The sequence below is a fragment of the Mycoplasmopsis agassizii genome (assembly GCF_002272945.1).
GTDB lineage: Bacteria > Bacillota_I > Bacilli_A > Mycoplasmatales > Metamycoplasmataceae > Mycoplasmopsis_B > Mycoplasmopsis_B agassizii.
Map to the genome: position 1 here is coordinate 498290 of NZ_NQMN01000001.1, position 25812 is coordinate 524101.

The 25812-nt window shown below is 27.5% G+C and carries 25 protein-coding genes and 1 tRNA gene; 11 read left to right on the plus strand and 15 right to left on the minus strand.

The features are described 5' to 3' along the window. Nucleotides 1-177 precede the first annotated feature (177 nt). Together CJF60_RS02015 and CJF60_RS02020 are read left to right on the plus strand one after the other, a co-directional pair. On the plus strand, nucleotides 178-636 hold the full coding sequence (locus CJF60_RS02015) for a hypothetical protein (protein WP_084232438.1): 459 nt from the start codon (nucleotides 178-180) through the stop codon (nucleotides 634-636). 161 nt (nucleotides 637-797) lie between these two features. Beyond that, nucleotides 798-1568: a nitroreductase family protein gene (locus tag CJF60_RS02020; RefSeq protein ID WP_084232439.1), complete on the plus strand. Its 771-nt coding sequence runs from the start codon at nucleotides 798-800 to the stop codon at nucleotides 1566-1568. A 1-nt stretch (nucleotide 1569) separates the two neighbouring features. Here CJF60_RS02020 and CJF60_RS02025 read toward each other — a convergent pair whose 3' ends face one another. Then, nucleotides 1570-2331, minus strand: coding sequence for a YgjP-like metallopeptidase domain-containing protein (locus tag CJF60_RS02025; RefSeq protein ID WP_084232440.1), 762 nt, complete (start codon nucleotides 2329-2331; stop codon nucleotides 1570-1572). Nucleotides 2332-2485: 154 nt separating this feature from the next. Continuing rightward, entirely contained in the window at nucleotides 2486-3634 is a 1149-nt protein-coding gene (locus tag CJF60_RS02030; protein ID WP_084232441.1) for a YbhB/YbcL family Raf kinase inhibitor-like protein, read from the minus strand. 167 nt (nucleotides 3635-3801) lie between these two features. On the opposite strand from CJF60_RS02030, the gene CJF60_RS02035 reads away from it, so the two are divergent. Further along, the gene (locus CJF60_RS02035; protein WP_084232442.1) at nucleotides 3802-4470 is read left to right on the plus strand and encodes a ribulose-phosphate 3-epimerase; all 669 of its coding nucleotides are present in this window, start codon (nucleotides 3802-3804) and stop codon (nucleotides 4468-4470) included. Nucleotides 4471-4514: 44 nt separating this feature from the next. On the opposite strand, the gene rpmB is transcribed toward CJF60_RS02035, so the two are convergent. Further along, nucleotides 4515-4706, minus strand: coding sequence for a 50S ribosomal protein L28 (gene rpmB, locus CJF60_RS02040; protein WP_084232443.1), 192 nt, complete (start codon nucleotides 4704-4706; stop codon nucleotides 4515-4517). A 163-nt stretch (nucleotides 4707-4869) separates the two neighbouring features. On the opposite strand from rpmB, the gene msrB reads away from it, so the two are divergent. After that, the gene (gene msrB / locus CJF60_RS02045; RefSeq protein WP_084232444.1) at nucleotides 4870-5301 is read left to right on the plus strand and encodes a peptide-methionine (R)-S-oxide reductase MsrB; all 432 of its coding nucleotides are present in this window, start codon (nucleotides 4870-4872) and stop codon (nucleotides 5299-5301) included. A gap of 50 nt (nucleotides 5302-5351) precedes the next feature. On the opposite strand, the gene CJF60_RS02050 is transcribed toward msrB, so the two are convergent. Next, on the minus strand, nucleotides 5352-6218 hold the full coding sequence (locus tag CJF60_RS02050) for a hypothetical protein (protein ID WP_084232445.1): 867 nt from the start codon (nucleotides 6216-6218) through the stop codon (nucleotides 5352-5354). A 35-nt stretch (nucleotides 6219-6253) separates the two neighbouring features. Beyond that, nucleotides 6254-7177, minus strand: coding sequence for a tRNA (adenosine(37)-N6)-threonylcarbamoyltransferase complex transferase subunit TsaD (tsaD, locus tag CJF60_RS02055; protein WP_084232446.1), 924 nt, complete (start codon nucleotides 7175-7177; stop codon nucleotides 6254-6256). Between the two features lie 97 nt (nucleotides 7178-7274). Between tsaD and CJF60_RS02060 the strand changes: the two genes are divergently transcribed. Continuing rightward, the gene (locus CJF60_RS02060) at nucleotides 7275-7808 is read left to right on the plus strand and encodes a hypothetical protein (RefSeq protein WP_084232447.1); all 534 of its coding nucleotides are present in this window, start codon (nucleotides 7275-7277) and stop codon (nucleotides 7806-7808) included. Here CJF60_RS02060 and tsaE read toward each other — a convergent pair whose 3' ends face one another. Continuing rightward, on the minus strand, nucleotides 7809-8204 hold the full coding sequence (tsaE, locus tag CJF60_RS02065) for a tRNA (adenosine(37)-N6)-threonylcarbamoyltransferase complex ATPase subunit type 1 TsaE (protein ID WP_084232448.1): 396 nt from the start codon (nucleotides 8202-8204) through the stop codon (nucleotides 7809-7811). 44 nt (nucleotides 8205-8248) lie between these two features. Between tsaE and CJF60_RS02070 the strand changes: the two genes are divergently transcribed. After that, nucleotides 8249-9367: a potassium channel family protein gene (locus CJF60_RS02070; RefSeq protein WP_159444206.1), complete on the plus strand. Its 1119-nt coding sequence runs from the start codon at nucleotides 8249-8251 to the stop codon at nucleotides 9365-9367. Between the two features lie 58 nt (nucleotides 9368-9425). Here the strand turns inward: CJF60_RS02070 and CJF60_RS02075 are convergent, their stop codons facing one another. From CJF60_RS02075 to CJF60_RS02095, 6 genes are all read right to left on the minus strand, one after another. After that, on the minus strand, nucleotides 9426-10031 hold the full coding sequence (locus CJF60_RS02075; protein WP_084232452.1) for a hypothetical protein: 606 nt from the start codon (nucleotides 10029-10031) through the stop codon (nucleotides 9426-9428). 95 nt (nucleotides 10032-10126) lie between these two features. After that, entirely contained in the window at nucleotides 10127-13348 is a 3222-nt protein-coding gene (locus CJF60_RS02080; RefSeq protein ID WP_084232454.1) for a DEAD/DEAH box helicase, read from the minus strand. After that, nucleotides 13335-13697 (minus strand): PTS transporter subunit EIIB, encoded by a 363-nt coding sequence (locus tag CJF60_RS02085; protein WP_084232456.1) that lies wholly within the window; start codon nucleotides 13695-13697, stop codon nucleotides 13335-13337. Before CJF60_RS02085 ends, CJF60_RS02080 begins: the two co-directional genes overlap by 14 nt. 115 nt (nucleotides 13698-13812) lie before the next feature. After that, complete coding sequence (locus CJF60_RS02090; protein ID WP_143823573.1) at nucleotides 13813-16551, minus strand: SGNH/GDSL hydrolase family protein; 2739 nt, start codon at nucleotides 16549-16551, stop codon at nucleotides 13813-13815. Then, nucleotides 16539-16667 carry a hypothetical protein gene (locus CJF60_RS05385; RefSeq protein WP_268875533.1) on the minus strand — a complete coding sequence of 43 codons (129 nt, stop codon included), beginning with the start codon at nucleotides 16665-16667 and terminating at the stop codon, nucleotides 16539-16541. The genes CJF60_RS02090 and CJF60_RS05385 overlap by 13 nt, the downstream gene beginning before the upstream one ends. A 495-nt stretch (nucleotides 16668-17162) precedes the next feature. After that, nucleotides 17163-18257 carry a zinc-binding dehydrogenase gene (locus tag CJF60_RS02095; RefSeq protein ID WP_234805288.1) on the minus strand — a complete coding sequence of 365 codons (1095 nt, stop codon included), beginning with the start codon at nucleotides 18255-18257 and terminating at the stop codon, nucleotides 17163-17165. Nucleotides 18258-18798: 541 nt separating this feature from the next. Here CJF60_RS02095 and CJF60_RS02100 point away from each other — a divergent pair. The 3 genes from CJF60_RS02100 to CJF60_RS02110 all read left to right on the plus strand — a co-directional run bounded on the left by CJF60_RS02100 (nucleotide 18799) and on the right by CJF60_RS02110 (nucleotide 22929). After that, nucleotides 18799-20688 (plus strand): S8 family serine peptidase, encoded by a 1890-nt coding sequence (locus CJF60_RS02100; RefSeq protein WP_159444213.1) that lies wholly within the window; start codon nucleotides 18799-18801, stop codon nucleotides 20686-20688. A gap of 94 nt (nucleotides 20689-20782) precedes the next feature. Continuing rightward, entirely contained in the window at nucleotides 20783-21595 is an 813-nt protein-coding gene (locus CJF60_RS02105) for a hypothetical protein (RefSeq protein ID WP_084232610.1), read from the plus strand. Between the two features lie 407 nt (nucleotides 21596-22002). Further along, a complete protein-coding gene (locus CJF60_RS02110; RefSeq protein WP_084232612.1) occupies nucleotides 22003-22929 on the plus strand; it encodes a hypothetical protein in 927 nt (308 codons plus the stop codon). Nucleotides 22930-23007: 78 nt separating this feature from the next. Here the strand turns inward: CJF60_RS02110 and CJF60_RS02115 are convergent. The 3 genes from CJF60_RS02115 to rplM all read right to left on the minus strand — a co-directional run bounded on the left by CJF60_RS02115 (nucleotide 23008) and on the right by rplM (nucleotide 23969). Further along, nucleotides 23008-23084, minus strand: a tRNA-Ile gene (locus CJF60_RS02115). A 58-nt stretch (nucleotides 23085-23142) separates the two neighbouring features. After that, a complete protein-coding gene (rpsI, locus tag CJF60_RS02120) occupies nucleotides 23143-23535 on the minus strand; it encodes a 30S ribosomal protein S9 (protein ID WP_084232614.1) in 393 nt (130 codons plus the stop codon). Further along, nucleotides 23535-23969 (minus strand): 50S ribosomal protein L13, encoded by a 435-nt coding sequence (gene rplM / locus CJF60_RS02125; protein WP_084232616.1) that lies wholly within the window; start codon nucleotides 23967-23969, stop codon nucleotides 23535-23537. The genes rpsI and rplM overlap by 1 nt, the downstream gene beginning before the upstream one ends. Nucleotides 23970-24442: 473 nt before the next feature. Between rplM and CJF60_RS02130 the strand changes: the two genes are divergently transcribed. Next, nucleotides 24443-24895 (plus strand): division/cell wall cluster transcriptional repressor MraZ, encoded by a 453-nt coding sequence (locus CJF60_RS02130; RefSeq protein WP_084232618.1) that lies wholly within the window; start codon nucleotides 24443-24445, stop codon nucleotides 24893-24895. A 3-nt stretch (nucleotides 24896-24898) separates the two neighbouring features. Then, complete coding sequence (rsmH, locus tag CJF60_RS02135) at nucleotides 24899-25792, plus strand: 16S rRNA (cytosine(1402)-N(4))-methyltransferase RsmH (RefSeq protein WP_084232620.1); 894 nt, start codon at nucleotides 24899-24901, stop codon at nucleotides 25790-25792. The last annotated feature ends 20 nt before the right edge of the window (nucleotides 25793-25812 follow it).

Genomic DNA, 25812 nt, shown 5'->3' on the forward strand with positions numbered 1-25812 from the left:
TATTTGATTTTTGTAATTTAAATTCTAAAAGTTATTTTCAAATATTTTTGATTTTTTATTTGAATACCCACTAATTAAAATTTGAAAAAATTTCAAGTTTTAATTACGAATATAGTAAAAAACTACAAATATTTTTTATTTATTTTATTTTGAGGATTTTAGTTAGATAATAAAAATATGACTATAAAATCACGCATTGCATTTTCACTAACAATCACAAGTTTAGCGGCAGTTACTACATTAGTAGCTTGCTCGACAAGTACTAATCAAACAAAACAAGATACATCTGGTTCAAATGTTGGTTCTTCTACCGACAGCAACAAAGATTTGAAGGAGAGAGATATGAATGACACAACTTTCAACATTTATGAAGAAGCATCTTTAAAAACTAATACATTAAAAATTAGCTCAGCAGCTAATTCAGTTGAACAATTTATTCTAAGAAATAATTTAAATTCAACACCTTCAGGGAGACTTAACCATTTTCTATCGCATACTAATTTAGGAATTAGGGCAAGTCAATTTGCTAATGATATTGATGTTAAGATCCAAAAACTTACAAACACAACTTTAAGTGCTTATCTATTTAATAGCAAGATTAAAAGTAAAAATTTTACATTCAGTTTTAATGACTAAAACTTATAAAAAATTAAATAACTACATATAATGACACAAAAAGTATTTTTTAAAAAATAAATTGCAAATATTGCTTTTTTATCTTTAAAAAGGGCGTTTGTTTCTATAAAATAGAAATAACGCCTTATTGCGTTTAATACATAATTATAAAAGGAGTAACTATGCCAAAAAATAATAACGTAATTGACTATTTAATCAATCGTCACAGTCAACGTTCAATGACTTATGAACCTATCAATGAAGAAGATATGGAATTAATTAGTCAGGCAATGAATGCAGCACCAACTTCAGCAAATAAGTTTGATGCTACAGCAATTATCATCACTAATCAAGATATCAAAGAAGAAATGTATCGCCGCATTGATAACCCTACTCAAGAACACTATTTGACTTCTTCAGCTTTAATAGTTTTCTTTGCAGATATCAATCGAGGTCGTAAAGCAGCCCAAATGATTGGTACAAAACCTGAATTCAATACATTAGATAATTTATTAAATTCATGGGGAGATGCTTTTATTATGGCTCAAAATGCCGTAATCGCCGCTGAATCATTAGGTTATGGAACTGTTTTTTTAGGAGGGATTCGCCATTTTGATTTCCCTTGATTGCTTCAAGAAAGATTTAACTTGCCTAAAAACCTATTTCCAGTTATTGCGATTGCAATAGGTAAAAATAAAGAACCTGCAATCCATCGACCACGGCTAAACCGTGTTTATTGAAATGGTTATAGCCTTGAAAAAGTTGAAAAAGAAGTCGAAGAATTTAATGAAGAAGAAAAAAAATTCTGAGAAAGTCAAGGTAAAACTCAAGACTGAGTTGGACATATTGCAAAATATTACACAGTTGATCCTACGGCAATTTATCAAGAGTATTTAAGAAATATCTATGACCCTGATAAAGACAAAAATAGAAAAATACCATCTAGCACATAAACTAGATGGTTTTCTTTTGTTTTGTTTTTGCAACTACTCTTTTACTCTCATCAGCATAAATTCTTAGATTCATATTTTTTCTTCTTATTTTTCAATCAGGGATGTATTTAGCAACAATAGATCAAAAATTTTTGTTATGTGGAATCGAAAAATGATGAGTTAATTCGTGAACAATTAAATAGTCCAATATATCTTTTTCATGTGGACAAGACCTAAAGGCATAAAATACTTTTTTTCTATAAACATGATTTGATGCTCATGCTCATGTTTTTTCTCTTACTTCAACACCGTGAGCAGGAACATTCATGATTGCTTCTCAATGTTTTTGTCTAACCTCCAAATAATCTATAAACATTTGTTTAATAATTTTAACTAGATTATCATAAATAGTTGAAACCTTATTAACTTGTTTTACATAAGGAATATTATTGAAATTAAAAAATAGTGCTGTTCCAAAAAATCGATAATAAATTTTTTCACCTAAAAAGTAAAAATAGTTTTCATCAAGATGTATGATCTCAGAGTTTTTTTGGTTTTCAAGGCGATTACTCATGCTTCATATTTTAGAATCTGCAAATTCAAGTAATTTTTTAAAACTGATTCTTTTACCTACAACTAAAATAATTTTCTGGTCCTTGATTCTCATTCTAGTGTGCTTATTATCTGTATACTTAATTTCTACTTTAATGGTCTTATCAAAAAGACTATCTTTATAAATCAGATAGTCTTTTGTTGATAGTTTTTCATCCCTTACTCAAAACATATTAATTATTATCATACACTCGGAAATTGATTTTTTTCAAATTCAAATTAAAGATTTTGCTTTTAAAATTTTTGATTAGTTTTAACTAATCAGATTAACTATTTTTTTCAGAATGGAAATAAAAATAAGCAACATTTTAGTTGCTTATCAAAATTTATTTAACTTGTTTTTTAACTTTAAATTCGAAAATACCTTCACCTAAAACATTGCCATGCAACGCTCTAGACATACTTCCTAATTTAAATCCTTTGATTAAATTCAGTTTATTTTCGTGTGCATAAATGATCACTGTGTAACGGTGTTCTGCATCTTGAGGATTAGGTCCTAGATAACGTGTTGCTGCACCATCTAATAAAAATTTATCAGGGATAAAAGGAGCCATAAATGCTTCATTATTAATTAAATATTTGCTTTCATATTCTCTTGAAGCAGATGTATCTCCATGCAAGATTTCCTTATTAGTTGCTGTCGCATTTGCTTCTAAAGAATTGACATTAATATTAGCAACTAATCAATGAATAAAAGGTAATCCACCAGTTGAATGTCTTGATTCATTATCAAGCATAATTAGTGAATAATAGTTAGCGCCTTCAACGTGAGTTCAATCTAAATTAGGGTTTGGAGCATAAGGGCTGTAAGCGTATTGTGAGTCTAAAAACCCCTTTTTATCGACATTATTGGAAATAATGTCGATGTATTTTAAGTTTCTTCGATCTTTAAATAAATCTTTATAAAGGTGGTTTACATTATCTGAAGGATGTCTTAATTTAACGCTAATACTATCTCAAGCAACTATTTTATTTTCCATTGCTTGATGTAAATCTGCTCAATAAAATGGTTTAGGTAAATCAAGTGATTTATCTTTAATTGCATAAACAATAATTTCATAATTATGACTTGTATCGCTTGCATTTGGTCCTACATAAGTGGCATTAGCTAAAGCATTTGCTTTAGCCAAACTACGGTCACTAATATGCATTAAAGATGGAGATGAAAATGAATTATAACCTTGGTGTAAATCACTTCTACTTGCAGCATCAAATTCAAGTTCGTTAGTTTCTAAATTAGCTACTACTCAGTGAATAAAAGGTGTTCCAATTAAGTTCGCTGCTTCATAATCAGTAATTTTAACCACATATGATTTGGCACCTTTTACTTTATCTCAAGTTAAATGTGGGCTCTTATTTTTACCACCATGATAAAGTGTTGATCCATCATCAAAAATAGAATCAAGATTTCAATAATTTTGTTCTAAAGTATCTGAATGAATGTTTAAATGAGTGCGTGGAGGGAATTTTTTCATGTTGCTCTTTTCTATTAAAAAATTTCTTAGTTTTTTAAATTATAGACATTAATTGGCTTTGCTAAAAATAATTTTTAAATTAGCTCTTAAATTTCACATTTTTGGGGAAAAAGCAGACATTTTAAAAATAAAACTTAAAGATAACTATTTTTTCTTATAATTAAAGTATGTGAAAAAAAGATCGCTTGATAACCCCTAGCATTTTAAATGTTAAACCCGAAGATCGCCGTATGGTGATTTTAAACTTATTAAATTTTGGAATTAAATGAATTCATTATGACATGATGGATGGCGAATTTGTGCCTAATACTGCCATTTCAATTGAAGAATTTATTAACTTAAGAAAAAGGACTGATGAACATATTGCTGATGTTCATTTGATGGTTAAAGACCCTCAAAACTGAATTGATCCCTTACTAACTTGAACTGATTTTATAACGATGCACATTGAATCGTTTAAAAATCCTGATGATGTTTTAGCAATTTTTGAAAAGTATAAACATACTGCAAAATTTGGTTTAAGTGTTAAACCAAATACTAATATTGAAATTTTAAGACCTTACTTAAAATATCTTTCGCTTGTTTTAATTATGTCAGTAGAACCTGGTAAAGGAGGTCAAGAATTTATTGATTCATCATTAGATAAAGTTAAAGAACTAAGACTAATGATGCTTGAAGAAGAAACACCTAAAATTAAAATTCAAATCGATGGTGGTATTAACAATATCACCGTTAAAAAAGCATTTGCAGCAGGTGTTGATGCTGCAGTTAGTGGTTCATATTTAATTAACAACTTAAAAATTGAAACTATCGCTGAAATGCTGAAAAAAGATTAAAAAAAATATGAAGACATTTTACTTTGTCTTCATATTTTAATTAATTAAATCAACCCTTTTTTTCTTAAAGTTCTGGCTGTTTTAGCAGTTACACGTAGTCTAACTTTTTGTCCATTTTGTTCTAAAGTGACATAGCGTAAATTAAGGTCAAAACGTCTTCTTGTAGCATTTAAAGCATGTGAACGACGGTTACCAAATTGGGCTTTTTGACCTGTTAATTGATCTTTTCCTGGCATGTTATTCCTTTCATCAATTTTGTTGAATAATCTAAAAAACGATTTGTTTTTTCATTTTAGCATAAAAATCTAAATAGTCTTATAAAAATAATTAGCCCTTTTCAGGCTTATTTAAAGTAAAAATCATTAATAAGTTATAGAATATAACTAAGGAGAATTATTTATGAAAAAACCTTCAAAAGAAGAATTAAAAAAACGCCTGAGCGAGATTCAATATGCAGTAACACAAGAAAATGCAACTGAAAGACCTTTTACTAACGAATATGATGAACACTTTGAAAAAGGTATCTATGTTGATATAGTTGACGGCTCAGTTTTATTTTCTTCATTAGATAAATACAATTCAGGTTGTGGCTGACCAGCCTTTACTAAACCTGTCAGTGAAATTGTCGAAGTACAAGACTTTAGCCACGGAATGCGCCGTGTTGAAGTTAGAAGTAAAAACGCTGATTCACATCTAGGACACGTTTTTAACGATGGACCTCGTGATAAAGGTGGTCTTAGATATTGCATTAACTCTGCTTCTTTAAAGTTTATTCCTTATGAAGAACTTGAAAAGCAAGGTTATGCTGAATATAAAAAGTTATTTGAATAATAATTGTTAAAAGCAAAAAAAATGCCTTTTGCAAATTTGCAAAAGGTTTTTTATTCAACTGTGAAATTAAATTGAGTAACTAAGGTTGTACTTTTATCATATCTAAAAGCAGCATAAATAGTTATTTTATTGTCTTGTTGCACTACTCTGATATATTTTTCATCGTTTGCTTTTTCGCTTAAATATGGATCAACAAAACTCATTTTATCAAGAGTTGCTTGTTCAAAATTTACTCCAGGTAGTTTTAAAATCTCAACTAATTTTGTTTGTTGTTGTTCAGCGCTTAAAGCAGTTGCACCGACAAAAAAGTTAGCAAGATGTTCTGCATAGGATTTAGCAGTTGTATAAGTAGTTTGATTACGATCTTTAATTGTGTAGTTAGTTTTAGCAATTGTATTTGCTAAATTAACAGCAGCTTCTTGCTGAGTTTTATTAACGTTAGGTGTTGTTGTTTCGGTTGCACTAAATCCTGCTAAATAAACTGTAAAAGCACGTGCTTGACCTTCTAAAGTTGCTTCTAAAGAAACTTTTGCAGTTGTTGTATTTTCAGCTGTTAAGTTTCATTCGCTGCTTGAATTGGTATAAGCACTAGCATCTATTTTTGTAACTGTAAAACGAGCAAATTTTTCCTTATCAGCTACTTGTAAGGCATTTAAAAAGTTAGTTATTCTTTCTTTTAAAGTAATATTTTCACGAGCTTTTAGTGTTTCAACAAAGGAACCTAGATTTTGTGATTGACTTTCAGTTGCAACAATATAAGTTTTACTTGCTTCCAAAGTCATCACATTAATTTGGGCAGCATTTAATTTATTGCTACCTAAATCAGGTTGTGGTCCACCACCTCCACATGAAATAGCAGTTACTGCAACTGCAACAGGTGCAATAGTTAAGGGAATAAGAATTAATGATTTTTTCATAAGTAAATAGTATTTTATAATAAATTTGAGATATTTTAACGATTTACTTTTTTACTTGCTGCTAAAGCGATCATCGCTGCATTATCAGTTGCTAACCTAATCTCAGGAATGATAACATTTGAATGTAATTTAACAATTTCTTGCCTTAAATATGAATTAGCAGAAACACCACCACCGATGATTAAAGTTTTAGGTTTAAATGTTTCAATTATTTTTTTAGTTTTTTCTAAAACTTGCATAAAAGCATGTTCCTGCATAGAGCAAATTAAATCGCTAATAGGATGCTCATTTTTATCAATTAAATTAATGACTTGTGATTTGATTCCACTAAAAGAAAGATCATATTCATTTTCAGTTTTAACCTTGTTTAATTTTATTTTACTATATTCATTTGTCTTACATAATTTATCAATTAAAGGACCACCAGGAAAACCTAATTTTGCCTTGTTAGAAATCTTGTCAAAAAGTTCTCCAATTGCATCATCAAGACTCTGTCCAATTATTTCTAATTCATGATCATTTTTTGCAAAAATAAATTGTGAATGACCTCCACTTAACACTAATCCTAAAACAGGATATTGATAGTCTTTATTAAATTCAGCAGAGAAAAAATGACCATCAAGATGGTTGACTGGAATTAGTGGTTTTTCTAAAAACAGTGAACATGCACTAGCGACTAAAAATCCAATATGTAGTGTTCCAATTAATCCAGGTTTTTCTGTATATGCAACATAATCAACACTAGATAAATCAAATTTATTTTTGACTAAATCTAAAATTTTTAAAATATTATCTTTATGTAATCTTGATGCTAGTTCAGGAATTGTGCCTCCATAATTTTTAAAAAAATCTGCTTGAGATAATGTTTCTAAAACATGAATTATTTTTTTATCTTCAGTAATTTCTACAACACTAATTGAAGTATCATCATGACTAGTTTCAAATGCTAAAATGATCATAAAAGCCCCTATTTTACGGTGATTTAATTTTAATTAAAAATAATTATATTGTATAAATTAGAATAGAATAAATAATATATTTTAATTTAAGGATAACATGATTTTACTAGTTGATACAACAAATAAAGATTTATTAATTGCGCTTTTTGATTCATCATATAAATTAATTAAAAAAATACATTTTAAAAATTTAAAACAAAAAGTGGAAACTCTAGATCAAAGTTTTAAAAATATTTTAAATGAATTTAATTTTAAAATAACCGATCTAAAAGAATTATATATTGCAAAAGGACCTGGTCTTTTTACAGGTGTTAGAATTGCATTAGTTTACTTTCAAACTTTTTCTCTTTTTCATAATTTTAAAATATTTACATCTGATAGTTTTATTTTTTTAGATGGTGAAAAATTATTAATCGATGCTAAAGGAAATAAATATTTTTATAAAGAAAATATTGATGACTTAGATATAAAAATAGGTAGTGAAAATATAGAGCATTTTCCTGAATTTAATTATGATAAAATCATTGATAATTTTTCTAAATATAAAGGCAAATTTATACTTGAAAAAGACAACTCAAATATCAAAGAAATTTACTTAAAAGATCCTCAAATTGGTAAAGCAAAATGATAGTTAAATGATCTGCATAATTTTGTAATTATAAAAGTCATTTTCCTTGATTATATAAATTACAAAATCAAAATTAATATAATTTTTAACTCTTGAGCCTCATTCAATTAAAACTGTATTATCATCAAAATAATCTTCATAAAAATCAAGGTCACCTTGGTGATTATAAACATCCATATGAACTAGATTTTCATATGTTTTCATGATATTAAAAGTAGGGCTTGTAATTACTTCTTTGATATCTAATATTTTTGCAAAAACTTGTACAAAAGTAGTCTTGCCAGATCCTAAATTTCCTTCTAGGGAAATTTTTTTATGTAAAAGTAAATTTAAAAATAGCTTTAGATTGGTTTCTAATTCCTTTTTATCTTTAACTTTAAACTCACTAACTAATTTCATAATATTAAACTCAATTGGATTTTATTATATAAAATATAATGACTATGATTAAAGATAAAAAGAATTTTATTCCCAGTGTTAATCTTGATGATTTCAATAACAAGCGTAAAAACTTACTAATAATTATTAACTATATTTGTACAAATAACTTAAGAAAGATAGTTCCTACAAATCTAAAACCCATTCATGATATTTTAAGGCGTTTTTACACATATGCCTTATTAGGGCTAATTATATGATCGTTTGTTAATACTAGTTTAGAAGTTTCTAATTCACCTACATCGGTAATTATTGTCGCAATCGTTGATATTGCCATGGCATTTTATTTACTTATCGATTTAATTCTTTGAGCAATAACTTACCCTTTAAGGTCTGGTTCTAAACAAATAGGTGCCTTTCTCTTTCCTCTTAGTTTCCCTGGGATTGTTATTATTCTTTCTTTATTACCTAGTTTATGAGTTTTTGGAATTTTACCTAATATTCCCGAAATTATCAACGGTAATAAAATTGAGACACCAATTGACTTACTGACTTTAAAATCACTAATCTTTTTTAGATTAGGTCGCATTATGATGTTATTGGCTATCTTTGGTCCTTTTAAATTACTGATTAGAGTTTTTACCAAACAATGAAAAACATTGCTTTATGTTTTTATTACGATAATTGCTTTAATCTTGATTTTTGCAGCTATTATTTTAAATGCCGAAAGAGTGGATAATAATAATTTAAAAACTTATTGAGATTCGGTTTATTTTGTCACTATTTCGATGGTGACAATCGGTTATGGTGATATTACACCTGTTACATCTTTAGGAAGAGCAATTGTTATTGTGATGTCAATTATTGGAATTGCTTTATTCGCTATCCCTAGTGGTATCATCGCTTCTTCATTTTTATTAAGTGTGGAGAAGAAAATAACTAAAACTAATTCAAATAAAGCAACATCTTTTATTCAAAGAAAACTCTTTCAATTTAAAAAGTTTTTCTTAACAGAAGAAAAACTTCATGAAATTGAACTCAAAGAAAAACAACTTGAAAAAGAAGATAAAGTAGAAGTAAATTTTGAAGAAGAATCTTTAAAGTTACAAAGACAAATGATGGAGGAAATTAAATACTTAAGATCTAAAATAGATGATCTTGAAAATAATTCTAAAAATGTCTAATTAAAATCTGGAGCTAAAAAACTGCTCCAGATTTTTTGATTCAAAATAATTTCAAAATTTATTGCGTTTGTTCATAATTTTCTGAACTAGATGGTTGTTGTTGTGCCTGAGCACGTTTTCACTCAACAAATCTTCTATTTTTACGCTTATAGTAATAGTAAACAAGTGAAAATCAAATCATTGTTATAACAATTGCTACTCCTAAATAAATTCCAAGGCGAATTAAATAATTGACATAATTAATATTAATAAAGGTTGCATAAACCTCTGAATTTTCATTTACTAGTGCTTGTAAAAAAGTTCAATCACTATAATAAAGTTGAAATAAGAATTCAAGGTTAATAAAGAATGCTAAAATAGCAAAATAAGCTGCAAAAGTTCTTGAGACAATCGTATATGTTCTTCTAGGTAAAATATAAAAATAGAAGATCAGATAATAAAGCATCAAAATTACTAATGAAACTGTTAAGCCATAGATAAAAAACTGATTAATAATATAATTCTCGCTTGCCGTGTAACTTTTGATCTGCAAGACATTAAAAGGGTAAATCTCTTTAATATTGATAAACACTACTTGTAAAATAAAATAAGTAATTGCTAGAACTGCTGTTACTACAACGAAGATATATGAGTTTCGTACTCACTTGTTAACTCTAATAGCCATATTCTCTTAATTATATTTTTATTTAGAAAAATTACACAGAAATAAAAAACTTTTTACAAAAATAAATTTGTAAAAAGTTCGTCATTAAAAGCAGTTTATTCGATTAGATCTTTTTCACCTGAAGAAAGAATTTCCTCTTCAGTAATTTTAACTTCATTTAACTTATGTAAGTTATCTGAAGTTACTTCAACTACCTTATGAGCAGTGTGGGTGAAATCTTCTTTTCAGCGATTTAGATTAACTAAAGGTGTAATAATTTCAACTGGATATTTTTTAGCTCTTAAAAAATTTATTTTGTCTTGGAAGATAATATAGTCTTCATAAGTTGAACCAGGAAGAGCATAATCAAAATCATCAAACATAATCATTCTGTCTAATTTATCAGAAGCATTAAAAAGAGCTAAATCAGCAGTTAATGTTCCTAGTGAAAAATTTAATTTAGTATTTAATTCAGGAAATCTTTGACCAAATTCATAAGCACTTTTTTTGATATGTTTTAAGTCTTTATTTTCATCCATTGATGTTTGTAAATAATTTTTCTTTTCTTCAGAAGATAGTTCTAAGAATTTTAATCAGACTTTAAATAAAGAAACATCTTCATTATTTTGCACGTTATTTAAATCATCTGCTTTGATTGTTTTAACAACAATCATTTTTTCACGTGCCCTTGAAATGGCAACGTTTAAAGCGTTAGCTCCGCCAGGTCTACCAACATAAGTAGAATGTACTTTGCTAGTTGCATCATAAACTAAAGTTGCAATAATTAAATCAGCTTCATCACCTTGAATATTTTCAATATTTCTTAATAGTAATTGATCATCATTTAATTTTTTCTCTAGCTGTGGATATGATGAAAAAATACGATTTGTAATTTCATTTAATTGTTTTGTGTTGAAAGCTAAAATGATGATTTTCTCGTATTTCTCGTGGTTTTCGACAGCTAATTCAAGTACAGATTCAATTTCAACTGTATTAACTCCATCTTCTCATTGACCATTTACTTCTAAAACATCAATTGATTTTTTACCAATAACTTCAAAATCATCGATGACATCTAATTGTGATTTATAAAAATGTTTTGAACTAAAAGTCATTAAAGCAGCAGAGCGTGAACGATAGTTTTTATTTAATAAAATTGTATGCACTCCATAAGATAAAGCATAGTCTAATAATGAATCTACATTACCAAAAGCCGATTCATCATTACTTCTTACAGAGAATCATCTTGTCGGTTTCATTTGCTTATCATCACCTGCTAAAATTTTAGTTTTAGCTAGATATAAAATAGGTAAACCTTTTTCAATAAAGATCTGTGAAGCTTCATCAACAATTGCATAATCAAATTCATCTTTTTCTCATCCTGATAAATCTGTATCAGGTGTTGTGATGATAATAGGGAACAATAATTTAATAATTTCTAAGTGTTCTTTTATAAATTTATGGGGAACCATATTCCCTAATTTTGCTGCAGAAGAAAAGGCATGATATTTTTTATATAGATCTGATTCATGATCTAAACTTTCAATTTTTGAAGCAATTTTTGCCGCAATCATATTTTCTAAAATGTCATCTGTGTAAGTAAATGAATCAATTTTTGTATTTAGATTTTCAATTAAAATTAAATGCTCAAATCATTTAAAATCGTGAGATTTTACAAGGGGAATTAAGTAGTTTAAATCACCACTAAAATTTGGAAAATTCTCTTTTAAAAAACTTATTAAGTTATTTAATTTTTTTTGCTTTTCAGTTAAATTTAATTTAGATAAAAGAATATTTGAATGGTTTAATTTTAAAAATTCTTTTTCAAAATTATCATCAAATAATTTCATAGGGTATCTTTGATTTTCATCTAAAGCATTAATGTCACTTAATAATTTCAAATCAATTCTAGCTTGGTATTCTTTTAATTTAGCAATTAAAAAGAATAATTCGTTATGCTTTTCATATTGCAATAATTCACGAAGCAATCTTACATATTCTTTAACATCATCACTCATGATTGCTGTTGGTTCATACTCTTGAGAACCATTAAAATTTTCTAAAAACTCTACGTATTCTTTAATAGGTTCATAAAAATGAGACTTTTTCATGTTTTTATCATTAAGAATAAATAGTCCGAATTTACTTAGTTTTGCAATACGGTTTTTAATAACTTCTAGTGCTGCTTTTTTCTCACTAACTACCAAAGCAGTTTTTTCATAAGCTAAAATATTCGCCAAAATATTTACAATAGTTTGACTTTTTCCTGTGCCAGGAGGACCTCAAATAATTGTGTCCTGATTTAGTGCACTAACTACTGCTTTATCTTGTGAATAGTTAGTTGCAACAATTCTATAGAATCCAAAATTTCTCTTGAAAATTGAGTTAGTTACAATTTCACGATTGATATTTTTATTAAATTCAACTTTGAAAATATTATCAATATCATTTCTTTTAATGATCTCAACCATACGATTTCTAGCATAACCTCCAAGAGGTTGATATAGCCCTAAAATCATTCCGTTATGGAAAGTAATTTTCTCACTTGTGTTATTTTCTGGTTTTTTAATTTCTGCTAGTAGGTCGATATTTACATTGTAAATATTTTGTCACACTGTTGAAACTTTATTAATAAAAGCAGCAATTGAATCAGTTGCAAAAGGGAAATCAACTGATAAAGCAAATGATGAATTATTTAATAATCAAAGTAGTTTTTCATTAACTTTTAATTCACCATTTGATTTTAAAGTAGCAACTGAGTTAGCAATTTGAATAGTTACTTCTTTTAAAAATAACGGTGCAAAAATACTTTTTCCATCGATATTAACACTAACAAATAGGAAACCAATATGCATTGGTCAAATGTTATTTTCACTATTAATTGATGTTGCTTCATTTAAGAATACTTTTCAATTAACAAGTGATTTTTGTGATTGTGATTCAACATTATCAATAATTTTTTCTAAGGTTTTTTTAAAGTCAACACTTAATTCTTTAAATTTATTTGATGAAATTTCTAAACTATGTTTTTTAGCAATTTCTAAAACTTCTTCAACAGTTGAAGCAAGTTTTAACTCTTCAATAATTTGTTGAAATTCATTAATATCTAAACGAATTGAAAAATTTTCATTATTGATAATTTTCAATAATGATTTTGCATCTAGTTTTTTACTTAGATCAAAATAAGTTTTGTCGTTAATAGTTGTTGTTATAGAAGGATCATTAGGACTAATATCTAGTAAGTTATCTAAAATAATACGATAACGATCTAGTTTTTCCTTGGTTAAATTTTTAGTATTTAAAATTTCTAGTAGTTCATCTTTTTTAATTATTTCCATTGTTTAATTCCTCATTTATTTTTTGTGCAATCACTCTTGCAGCGTTACCAATAATAATTGTAACTGCGTTGCTACTTTCTAATGTACCAGTTACATCTGGATATTTTTTAATTTTTTCTAGGTTAACAAGTTTTTTATCTTTTAAATAAAACTTGATTTTTGATAAAGATGCTTCAGCATTAATTAAATTATCTTTACCACCTAGATTATCTAGTAGTCCCTGATATTCAAATGATGTTTTGACATTTACATCAAGTTGATAGGTGTTAGTTTCAAGTGCTTTTTTTCTTAATTTTCCAAAAGTTAGAAAATTTAAAATTCTGGCTAGGATCTTCGTGAATTTGTTCATAAATTTATTATATAAAAGCAACGCATTTATTAATATAATTTTTCAATTTTAATATTTTGTTTTTTATCATTTTTACTAGCATAAATTTATAAAAAAGATCCCATTTGGGATCTAATTATTTTAGGTCTTTTCAATAACCTTTTACTAGTGATTCTTTTAAATCTTTAGCATACATAGGATACCATTTATCATAAATATAATAAGTTGCATAAAGGGGTGTCCCATCTTTTTTTCTTTTACTTTCTTCACCCATAGAAAGTTCTTGCAATTTGTAAGATTCAGATTCTTCAGAACCACTTAATCAATTATTTATTAAAGGATAAGCTGTGTACCACGCAAATACTGCCCCAAGGTATTTAGTTGCAAAAACATAGAAAGTTATTTCAAGTCTATAAATTGCTTTTTTGTAAACATCTTTTATTTTAGAATTACTTTCTTTAAAATATTCTCTAGCAAGTAAAATTGAAAATTCACTTATTACTTCTTTTAGTTTTTCAAACACATTTCAACCAAAACCAATCTTTGATTCTGAACTAGATGAAAAATTTTTTTCAAAAAGTTCTTTATATAAACTGCTTGTTTCTGTATCTGAGGTTTCAAAGAAAATATTGACTAAATTTGCAAACGAATGAATGTCAAAGCTATTATCTTCTTTAATTAAATTTAGATTAAATAACATTCCATCTAAATTAAATATTTTAGATTTAATTAAATCTGCAAAAGGAAGATTAGTAATTTGATTTAAATTAGTTAGATCAATTTTTGATAAAACATCTTTTATCAAAACATCAAAAATATCTTTAGTTAAAAAGCCGTCAACTACATTTGCTAAACTATCTTTGAATAGTTTAAAATTAGCATCTTCAGGTTTAATTTTTAATCCGGCTTCTTCTATAACTTTTGCAGTAATTGATGTTTTAAATGAATCATCTTTTAAAAGAAGCCTAAACAACTTTTTTATTAAATCTATAAATTCTTGCTTATCTTTCAATCTAGAAATTAATTTAGATAAGAACTGATTTAATGATGTAAGCGAAACATATTGATCACTATTTTCTAAAAAATCATTAACTGATAAATTTATTAAATCCAGTAGGTTTTGATTTTTTAAAATCCCTTTAAAAGTTGTTTCACTAATTTCTAATGGTAGTTTTAATTGTTCAACTAATTTGAATAATAATGTACCCATTTGATCATTTTCAAATGTTGATTTTAGAAAGTCAGAAACAACTTTTTTAATTGCTTCTTTTTGTTGTTCTGTTTTAGTTTTTAATCCTGAAACTAAGGTATTAATAAAAGGTAAAATTGCATCATCTTTTGATAGCATTTTTACTAATTGATCTTTCAGAATTGCAAGTGTAATTTTTTGTGTTCCTGCTATTCCATTTTGATCTAAATCATCGGTATTTACGGCGTTTTGTAAATTAAATAATAAATTTGTTATGACTTCAGAATTGATTAAAGAATCAACTATTCAGTCAAAATTTTGGTCATCATTTATGAAGTTTAAAATCGATGATAAATCAAGAGGAAAACCAAAAGATGCTGCTTGTGAAAACATAGTTTTAACAAGCATTTTTACTTCTGTTTTATTTGAGTTTACATATGAAGAAACAACATCTTTCATAGATGAATGTTTTACATTTTTAAATTTAGTTTGTAGCTCATCTAATTTTAATAGAATATCTTTTTCATCTTTCCCATAAACTTTTTGAACTAATTCTCTATCAGAATATTTTTGATTAAAAAGATTTAATTTATTAAATTTATTTTCATCATTTGCAAAGTAAACTTTATCTCAATTTGGAATTAAACTAGACAATTCTTTTTGACTATTTTGTTTTAAAAATAATTTTAAAAATAAATCTTGAGCAATCTTTTTATAACCAATTGTACCAGGGTGAATATCAAAAATTGTTGGTGCAAAAGTATCACTATTTTTTGCTCAATCATCTTTATCATAAACATCTATATAGTTAATATTTTGATTATTAGTTCTTAATTTTTCAACTGCTTTTTTAATTGCATTATTTAAGAAACCTAAAATTAAATCAGCAGGATCATCAAAGAAACTAATTTTAGTTTTTATAATTTCATTTAATGTATTAGTTAATCTTAGTAGTGGCATTGGATATGATAAAAATACAACTTGTGCATTTGGATTCATCTTTTTAATTAACTCACTTACTTTATTAATATCACTTTGAATTACTGAAGTAATTTTATTAATATCACCCATTAAACCAAAACCAACTTTTCCACTAAAGATCATTGGAAATAAATTTTTAAGTGCATTTAAATAATCATTTGCTCCTAAATTAATTGTAATTAAATTAGCTGATTTAATTTTTTCATGTAGCTTATTTAAATCATTTTTACTAAATGATCCAAATTTTTCTTTTACAGAATCTTTAAAAGGATTATCTTCTTTAGAATCTAAAGAACGCAAAAAATTGAAGCTAGTTTGGTTAGATTGACTTTGATCATCAATATTTAAAAGGTATAATCAGTCTTTTAAAGTAGACCCTGTCAAGGCATAGTTATCATATGTTTCTAATTTTGTTTCATCAACTGATTTAACAAAATTAGCTAAGAAATCAATGTAACTTAGTCCTGTATTCTTAGAATCACCTGATAATTGATAACCATATTCACCGTTAAAACCTGCAGCAACTGAATCACCTAGAGCAAGTAAATTAAGTTTTTCTAACTTAATTCTTGAATCAGGAATTGTCAGTAGGTTATTATTAAGATTATCCTTACCAGCTGCTTTTTGCTCAGCTGCTTTTTGCTCAGCTGCTTTTTGCTCAGCTGCTTTTTGCTGGTCTGTATTATCTTGATTTACTGGTGTAATTCAGTTGAGCCTGAATTATCTCCATTGACTGCACACGCAGTTGCGATTAATGCACTTGCTGATACTATTAAAGAACCTGAAAGTGCAATTAAAAGTCTTCGTCTTTTAATTTTCATATTAATTTATTAAAACCTTTCTTAATTTTTTGGAAATCTCTTCTCTCAAATTTGGTGTTTAATTAAACATAAAAATATTATCGAATTAATATTTTTTCCAAGATTTTTTTAAAAAATATTTAGGAAAAAATATTAAAAAAATATTTGTATTGCCACTATCTTATTATTAGTCAAAAAATTGGTTTTTTATCTAAAAATTAATCAAAAACCAATTTTTTGACATTTTTGATTTTTTTGTGAATAAAAAATAAAAAAATTGAAAAAAGTAATTAATTTTTTTATCTTGGCTTTTAAAAATTTTCTTGATATTGCTTTGGTATCGCCCACAAAAAATTCTTATTTTACAAAATAAATGAGTTAGTAAAATATTTTGAATTTTTGAAGCAAAAATAAAATCACTCAAATAATTTTGAGTGACTAAATTTAATTATTTATTAATTTCAATTTCTAAAATTGAATGTTTAGTTTGGTTCAGTTTAAGTTTAAGAGTTAAAGTTATCTTTCGATATCGTTTCTGATAATAACCTTCATGGCGTGATGTTTTTCAGCATTTTCAAAAATATCAAATGCTTCATTTGGTTGATCAATTTTGCTTAGTTTAAAATTACGGTGTTCAGGTTTTGATAATAATTCAGTTGAAATTTTGCCTGCTTTGATTTTACTTAATAAATCAACTGTTGTGTTAGCACTTACTAGCCCTGTTGAAACAGTAATATTTTTAATTCATAAATTATTTAGGTTAAATGGCACTGGTTTACCATGTACTCCAACAACTGAAATATGCCCACCAACTGCTATAGTAACTTGTGCTAGATCAAAGGTTGCAGGATAACCTACAGCTTCAATTGCTACATCAACTCCTTGACCATTAGTTAACATATAAATTTCTTCAGCAGCTTTAGAAGCATCACGGCTATTAACTACGTGAGTAGCACCTGATTTTTTAGAAAGTTCTAAGCGATCATCATTAATGTCAGCAACTATGATCATTTTTGGATTAAAAGTTAACGCAGTTAATAAAGCAGCAGTTCCTACTGCACCTGCACCAACTATTAAAACTGAATCAGTTGGTTTAATATTTGCTTTTAAAACACCAATTTCATAACCTGTAGGTAAAATATCTGAAGTAAAAATCGCCTGATCAACAGCAATATCTTTATCTAGTTTAATTAATGAATGATCAGCGAAAGGCACTCTAACATATTCAGCTAAAGTACCATCAATTTTGTAACCAAAGATTCAACCACCACCATTTGTACAGTGAGCTTGTAGATTTTTTTTACAATTATCACAAATTCCACAAGTGCTAACAGCTGAAACTATAACTCTGTCACCAACTTTAAGATCCTTAACATCAACTCCAACTTTAACAATTGTTCCAACACCTTCATGACCTAAGGTTGTACCTTTATCCATGTAAGGTATTTTATCGTGCTTGATACCTAAATCAGTACCACAAATTGTGGTAGTTTCCATATGCACAATTGCATCTGAGTCTTTAATTAATTTGGGCGTATCTTTATCAATTAATTTAACTTCACCATTACCTTTCCAGACTAAAGCCTTCATTTTTTCGGGTAAATTTGACATAATATTCCTAACCTTTACTTTAAAAAAGTAAATTTCTATATATAAAAATCTTACAACTTTTACAAAAAAATTAAAAAATAATTGAAAAAGTTTAATTTTTTTCATATCAAACTGAAAATTTTAAATTTATTTAAAAAATTACTTTTTTAGGTGTATAAGAGCATAAAAACAACTTTTTGATTAATTTCAATATTGATTTAAGTTGCTTTTTCGAAAATTTTAACCATTTATTAACGTTAAAAATTTATATCTTCAAAATATTAAAATTATCTTCTTATTTAAAAAAACGATTTTTTGGATACTGAAAAAATCTTCTTAAAAAGAGTACTGTTGAATATTTGCTTTGTTAAAAAATATTAATAATTTATTTTTAAAGTCTATTTTGGAAATTTAATATAATTATTGCATTAAAACTAAATTTGAGGTAAACATGATAAAAAATAAAAAATTTAACATTTTAAAAAAACTAATTCTTCTGTCTTTTGCAAGTGCTACATTTTTGTCTAGCTTTGCAAATATTTCTGCAAAGAATGACAATACAATGGAAGAAAACAATTCTGTTAAAGATAAAAAAACATTTTTAGATAATCTAATTGAAAAAATAAAAAAATCTGATTCAATTGAGGAAATTCTTAAAGGTAGCATAATAAACTACAAAAAAACTGAACAACAATTTAAGACTAATTCTTTAAGCGATTACATTACTTCTTTAAAAAACGGTGCTAATCGATTCGATATTGTTTTTAAAGCAGGTAGAGATTCAAATTTAATAAATCATTATGTTGAAAAAATAAAATTAGCAATAAACAGCCTTTCTGCTAAATATATTTACTCTGAAAATTCTTTAACGTTTTCTATTGCTTTTGATTCATTAGAAAATTTTAAGAAAATATTTTTAAAATTGCTAACTATAGAAATAGACTCTCAAGATATATTACAAGTCAATGTAAATGAAACAGGTAAAACAGTAGAACAGTTAAAGCCTGCTTATTATAAAAATATATATAAAATTTTGCTTGGATCAGATCCAGACATAGGTGGTAGCCCGTTTATTATCTACGATGGAGAAAGTTCTTTTTGAGAAAATTATAATTGATTAAATCAAGAAAGATACAGACTCATAGGTTTGACATACCCAGTTCTAAGTGAAGAAAGAAGAGATAGTGCACCCATAGTTGGAAAGAAAAAACTTGTGAAAGTTGGAATTTTAGACCCTTCTGGGATTATTGATACAAGTGCAAAACAATTTTGAAAGTCAACAAAAAAGGTAACTCATGATGATTTTTTTCTTTCTGAATCTGTAGGACTTCACGCAAATCGTGTAGCCGAAGTTATAATAGGTAAGCAGGGCATAACGCCTTATGTGGATCTTTATAGTTCTCAGTTTGAAGATTGAAATGGCATAGCAGGTGAGTTAAATTGATTTATAAATAACGGTGTGCATGTAATTAATAACAGTTGGGGATCGGTTTATCAAAATCTTACAGCTTATAATGCTGATGCTCAATGGCTGGACAACTTCTTACTTCAAAATAGTGAAGTAGTCTTTATAAAAACAGCAGGAAATGAGGGGAATCCGTTAAAAAAAGGATATAAAAAGGGCAACGAATTTCTTGAGCACAGATCATTATCTTTTAATTCAATAATTGTTGGTGCATTAGAAACCCAAGAGAGAGTAAAAGGACAAGCATTTAGCGAAATTTCTAAAAACGTTAATTATGTTACAACTTCAGCACCTGATCTGTTCATATCTGAATTTGAAGATGAAAAAGGGCTTCATGCAATAGGTGGTACAAGTTTTGCAGCACCTTCTATTACAGGGATTGTTGCACTTCTTAAACAGCCAAAATATCAAGCAAAACTTAACCAAGGAAAAGACTCAATAATTATCAAAAGTGCTATTATTTCTGGTTCTAGAAATAATCTAGATGACTATCTATGAAATAATCAAGAAAAATCTGTATGAAATCATAACTATAATAACAAAACTGGATTTGGTAGAGCAAATTATTCAAAAATTCAAGAATCATTAAATAATTTAGAATATTTTAGACTAACTTCTCGCTATACAGAAGACAATAAATACGTAAAAAAAGTTTATATAGACAAGGGTAAAAAATACCGTGTTAATATAACATGACAAGTTAGGGATTTACTTCATCGCTTTCCAATAGATAAAAGTGTTTGACTTTATAATGTACCTACACCCGATGATACTTTTACGCCACCAGTATCAATTTCACTAAATGTAAGATTTCCAGGGAACTCTGGAAAAGTAGTATCAGTAGACAACAACCTTTGAAATACAAAGATTGTAGATTTTGAAGCAACAGAATCAGGTTATTATAGCTTCGAGGTATTCTATAATTCAATACTAAAAGATCCAAGGCTAAAAGATTATGATGTGGCGATGACCTATTCTCAATTCTAAATTTAAAAAAAATAAATACATATTTATCTTATTTTCACCTATAACAATTATTTCCTCATTGGCATTAGTCTCTTGTCAGGGATACTGGGCAGAAATGAGAGACAAACAGTATACAGGTGATACTGCTGCTATTTATAGTAAAAAAACATCTAACAACCAAGAATATGTTCAACTTAATATTGTGGGATATAATCGCTATTTTTCCTTTAGTGATTGATATTGGTCATACCAAAGATACGGTGAAGACGATACAAATGATCCTAACCAGTATTTTAACAATGTTGTTAAAAAGAATAAATGAGAATATGATAATAAAAAAATTCACGAGATAAGTTTAGAAGGAATTGGTAGTTCTAATTGAGTGGAATTTAATGACTTTGATTCTCAGAAAAATTTTCCTAATTACTTGAAGACTGTAAGTTTAATCAGCAGCCAAGAAAACCTAAAAAAACAATTAAGATTAACGGCAGATGAAGAGAACAAGTATAAAAATTATCTAGAAAGAGTTAAGAAAAAAACACTGACTAATGATGAAATAAAAGCACTAATGCCATGGAGTGATAGTTTTAATGAAAAATCCATCAACTCAAAATTAAATTTAGAAAAGTTTGATTATATATTTTTAAAAGATCTATGAAGATACATTGAAAGTCCTATGATTCAAGTTTCAAGAGTAGATGCTGGTATCGAAATTATTGATTATATTGTTAATTTAGAAAATAAAACAATAAAAATTAAAACTTATATTGTCCCTGAAAAATTTCAAACTAGTGGAGTAGTAAATCAGGGAATATCATGAGCTAATCCACCCAGAACTACATCTTTTTTAATACCTGTTGAAAAAGGTAAAATTTCTGATTTTAATATGAATGAGTGAAATATAGTTTTAACTAGAAGTGATATTTAGAAAATCATTTATTTAAAAAATTCGATTTTACAGAACAAACATTTATACTAAGCCAAAACAAGTGGCTTAGTATTTTTAGTAAAAAAAATTCTAAATACAGATATACAGAGTTTTAATTATGTTTCAAAGTGCAAAAATATTTATTCAATTAAAGCACTAAAACTATTATTTATAGTTACTTCAAATTAATATATAAAATTGTACTCTTATTATAAAAATATTTAATAATCAATAAATAATTTGCTTTTTAAAAGTGATTAATTTGCACATGAATTATAATTTGCTTGCCTTATTACTGGATTGGAATAAAAGTATTATAAAAAATTTTAGGTAAAAGAATTTCATTATTAATTGCCTAGTTAAGTGTTAATAAAAAAATACAAATAAATAAAAATGTTAGGATTAAAATGAAATTACAAACTCAAAAAATTAAGAAAATATTTCTCCTTGCTGCCTTACCAGCTGTAACATTTTTTGTTTCATCACTAGTTGCATGTAGTAACTACTGAGCAGAAATGCGTGATAAACAATATGTCAGTGACACTGTAGTTATTTATAGTAAAAGTACTGACTCAAAGAAAAACTATGTTCAGTTGAACATAGTTGGGTTTAACAATTGATTCTCATTTAGTGATTGATATTGATCATACCAAAGGCAAGGTCCGAGTAACATAACTGATCCAAAACAGTTTTTTAATACTTCAGTTAAAAAAGATCAATGAATTTATGAAAACGGTCAAGTTCATGAATGATCAAAAATGGACATAATTAATGAATTGATGCCTCAAAAAGAATTTAAAGATTTTTTAATTCAAAAAGGTTATCCTAATTATTTAAAATCTATTAGTTTGGTTACTGATCAAGAAAGCCTTAAAAAGCAACTAAGATTAAATGATGAAGATCAAAAAAAGCATAATACCTATTTAGAAAGAATTGAGGGGAAAACTTTAACAACTGCTGAATTAGCAAAATTAAAGCCTTGATCAGAAAGTTTTAATCAGCAAACTATTGAGTCAAAATTAACTTTAAAAGATCACGACTATTTATTTGTTAAAGATCTTTGAGAATATTTTTCTTCCACGGCAATAAGAGTTTCTAGAGTAGAAGCAGGGATTGAATTATTAGATTATATAATTGATATTGAAAATAAAATAATTAAAATGAAAGCAGGTTTTGTTGCTGAAAAGTTTTGCTCTAATTGTGCGCATAATGCTAGAGCTGTATATGCTTATCCACCTAGAACTACATCTTTTTTAATACCTGTTGAAAAAGGTAAAATTACTGATTTTAATATGAATGAGTGAAATATAATTCTGACTGAAGGTGATCTTTAAATATTAATGCAAGAAAAAATAACCGTTTCAATAACGGTTATTTTGCATTTTATTTTGGAATTGATTATCTCTAATATATGGTGGGAACGAATGGACTTGAACCATCGACCTCACGATTATCAGTCGTGTGCTCTAACCAGCTGAGCTACGCTCCCATAAATGATTTACCAATTATAAAGTATATAGTAACTGGTAAATTTTTTAATAAAATTTCTAACGTTTTGAGAACTGACGTGCTTTACGAGCTTTACGTAAACCAGGTTTTTTACGTTCTTTAACTTTTGAATTTTGAGTAAGCATCCCTTCAGGGCGCAGTGTTCTTCTGTGATCTTCTGATACTTCTAGTAAAGCACGAGCAATTCCTAAACGAATCGCACCTGCTTGACCAGAAAGTCCTCCACCTCTAACGGTTACTTTAATGTCAAATTTATTAACTGTGTCAGTAATTCCAAAAGGTTGCAAGGCATCTTTAATATAGATGTCACTTTTTAAGTATTCTTTTGCTTCACGGTTATTAACTACGAAAGCACCACTACCAGGTTTTAAAATAACACGAGCAACAGAAGCTTTTCTTCTTCCTAGCCCTCTAAACATTACATCAGCCATTATTTCACCTCAATTTTCACTGGTTGTTGTGCTGCTTGTTTGTGTTCTGGACCAACATAAACAAATAAGTTTTTAAATTGTTTTCTACCTAAAGCAGTTTTAGGTAACATCCCTTTAATTGCTAATTCTAATAAAGCATAAGGTTTTTTTTCTCTAACAACTGCCGCTGTTTGAGATGTTAATCCACCTTTATAACCTGAGTGGCGGTGGTACATTTTTTTAGATTCTTTATTTGCTGTTAAAACAATTTTTTCAGCATTAATAATTACTACATTGTCTCCCATGTCAACATTTGGAGTAAAAGTAGGTTTGTTTTTTCCACGTAAGATTGTTGCTACTTGAGCTGCAACACGACCTAATACTTGCCCTTCAGCATCGATTAGATATCATTTTTTGTCAACTTCAAGGTGCTTAACAATAGTTGTTTGACGCATGATTTCTCCTGAATATATTCATATATAAATTTAAATTTGCCTAGAATTTACTTTTATTAATTTACGAATAAGTCGCAAAATGTTGTTTAACGGGACAACAATCTTGAACTAAAAGTATAAGTTCGTTTTTTTATAATATCAGAAAAAAGCGTTTTTTCATCAGAAAAATTACGCACTTTTTCTGATTTTATTTTTACTACTTTTATGAGTGCTTTACCTAGTTAAGTTTGAAGTTATTGTTTCTTAGTTTTAAGAGCAAAAAACTTGTTTTTTAATTAATTAAAAGTGGCTTTTTTAATACTAAAAAAGATATTAAACTAGACTAGCAAAATTACTAATCCCTTCTATTTATATAAAGGGAACAACTAAAACTTGACTAATCAACCATTTTTAGGTAAAAAATCAACTGAAAAGCCGAAAAAATTTACAACTTTGTCCAAATTTGTGGTTAAATAGAAGAGATAGGGGGAAAAATGGGGAATTTCGGGAATTTTGAACGCACCTTGGATGACAACCTTAGAGTTGCCATCCCGACTAAGTTTAAAGACCATTTTGGGTCACGATTTTTCTTATTTAGAACTTTTAATAATGTCTTAGAAATGTGAACTGATGCAGACTTTAATGCTGAGTCACAAAAACTGGACTTAATTGATTTAAGAGATATTGAAGCAATTAAATATAAACGTGCTTTTTATCAAAGAATTGAAGAAGTTACAGTTGATAAAGTTGGTCGAATTAAATTGACCAACAACATTGTTGAAAAAACCTCTATCAAAAAAGAAGTTGTTTTTGTTGGAATTGGAAACAAAGTAGAGATTTGATCAAAAGAAGCCTACGATTCCTTTGACGATGAAATGAATGATGAAGCTTATGCTAAAGCAGCCGCTGCTATTTTTAATCGTAATGATAAAAAAGGCAGTGAATAATTCATGGATTTGCACATACCTGTTTTGTTAAAACAAGTTTTAGAACAAATCGAACCTGATAAAAAAGCACTTTATGTAGATGCCACCTTAGGGTATGCTGGTCACGCCAGAGCAATATTAGAAAAAAATCCTAACTTGAAATTAATCGGTTTTGATCAAGATGACTTTGCGATAAAAAATAGTCGAAAGCATTTAGAAAAATTCCCTAATGTTACTTTTATTAAGTCGAACTTTGAAAATATGAAGACTTATTTAGAAGAATTAGCAATTTCAGAAGTTGATTACTTCTTATTTGATCTAGGTATTTCTAGCGTTCATGTAGATGATGCCCAAAGAGGATTTAGCTATAACAAAGATGCCTTATTAGACATGCGAATGGATCAAAATACGCAACTAACTGCGCAAGAAATTATTAATCATTGAGACTATCAAGATTTATTAAAGATCTTTAATAACTACGCCGATGTAAAATTACCCCACGTAATTGCGAAGGCCATTATTAAAAATAGACCTTTATATAGAACTATGGAACTAGTTGACGTGATTAAAAAAGCACTTCCTGCAAAGATTTTGCGTGAAAAAAATCCTGCTAAAACAGTTTTTCAAGCACTAAGGATTGCTGTTAATCGTGAATTTGAAGTCTTAGAAAAAGTTTTACCAACCTGCTTAGAATTTATGCGAAAAAACTCTAAGTTAATGGTGATTACATTTCATTCAAAAGAGGACAAAATTGTCAAATATTTTTTTGGTAAATTAATCAAAAATAAACATGATTCAAAACTTCCATTAATGGAAGTTAAAGAATATAAAGTTAAAAGTTTTACAGCTGATAAAAACGAAATTGAAACAAATAAACGTGCTCGCAGTGCCAAACTGAGAGTACTACAAAAATTGTAAAAATACTTAAGAAAGGAGCA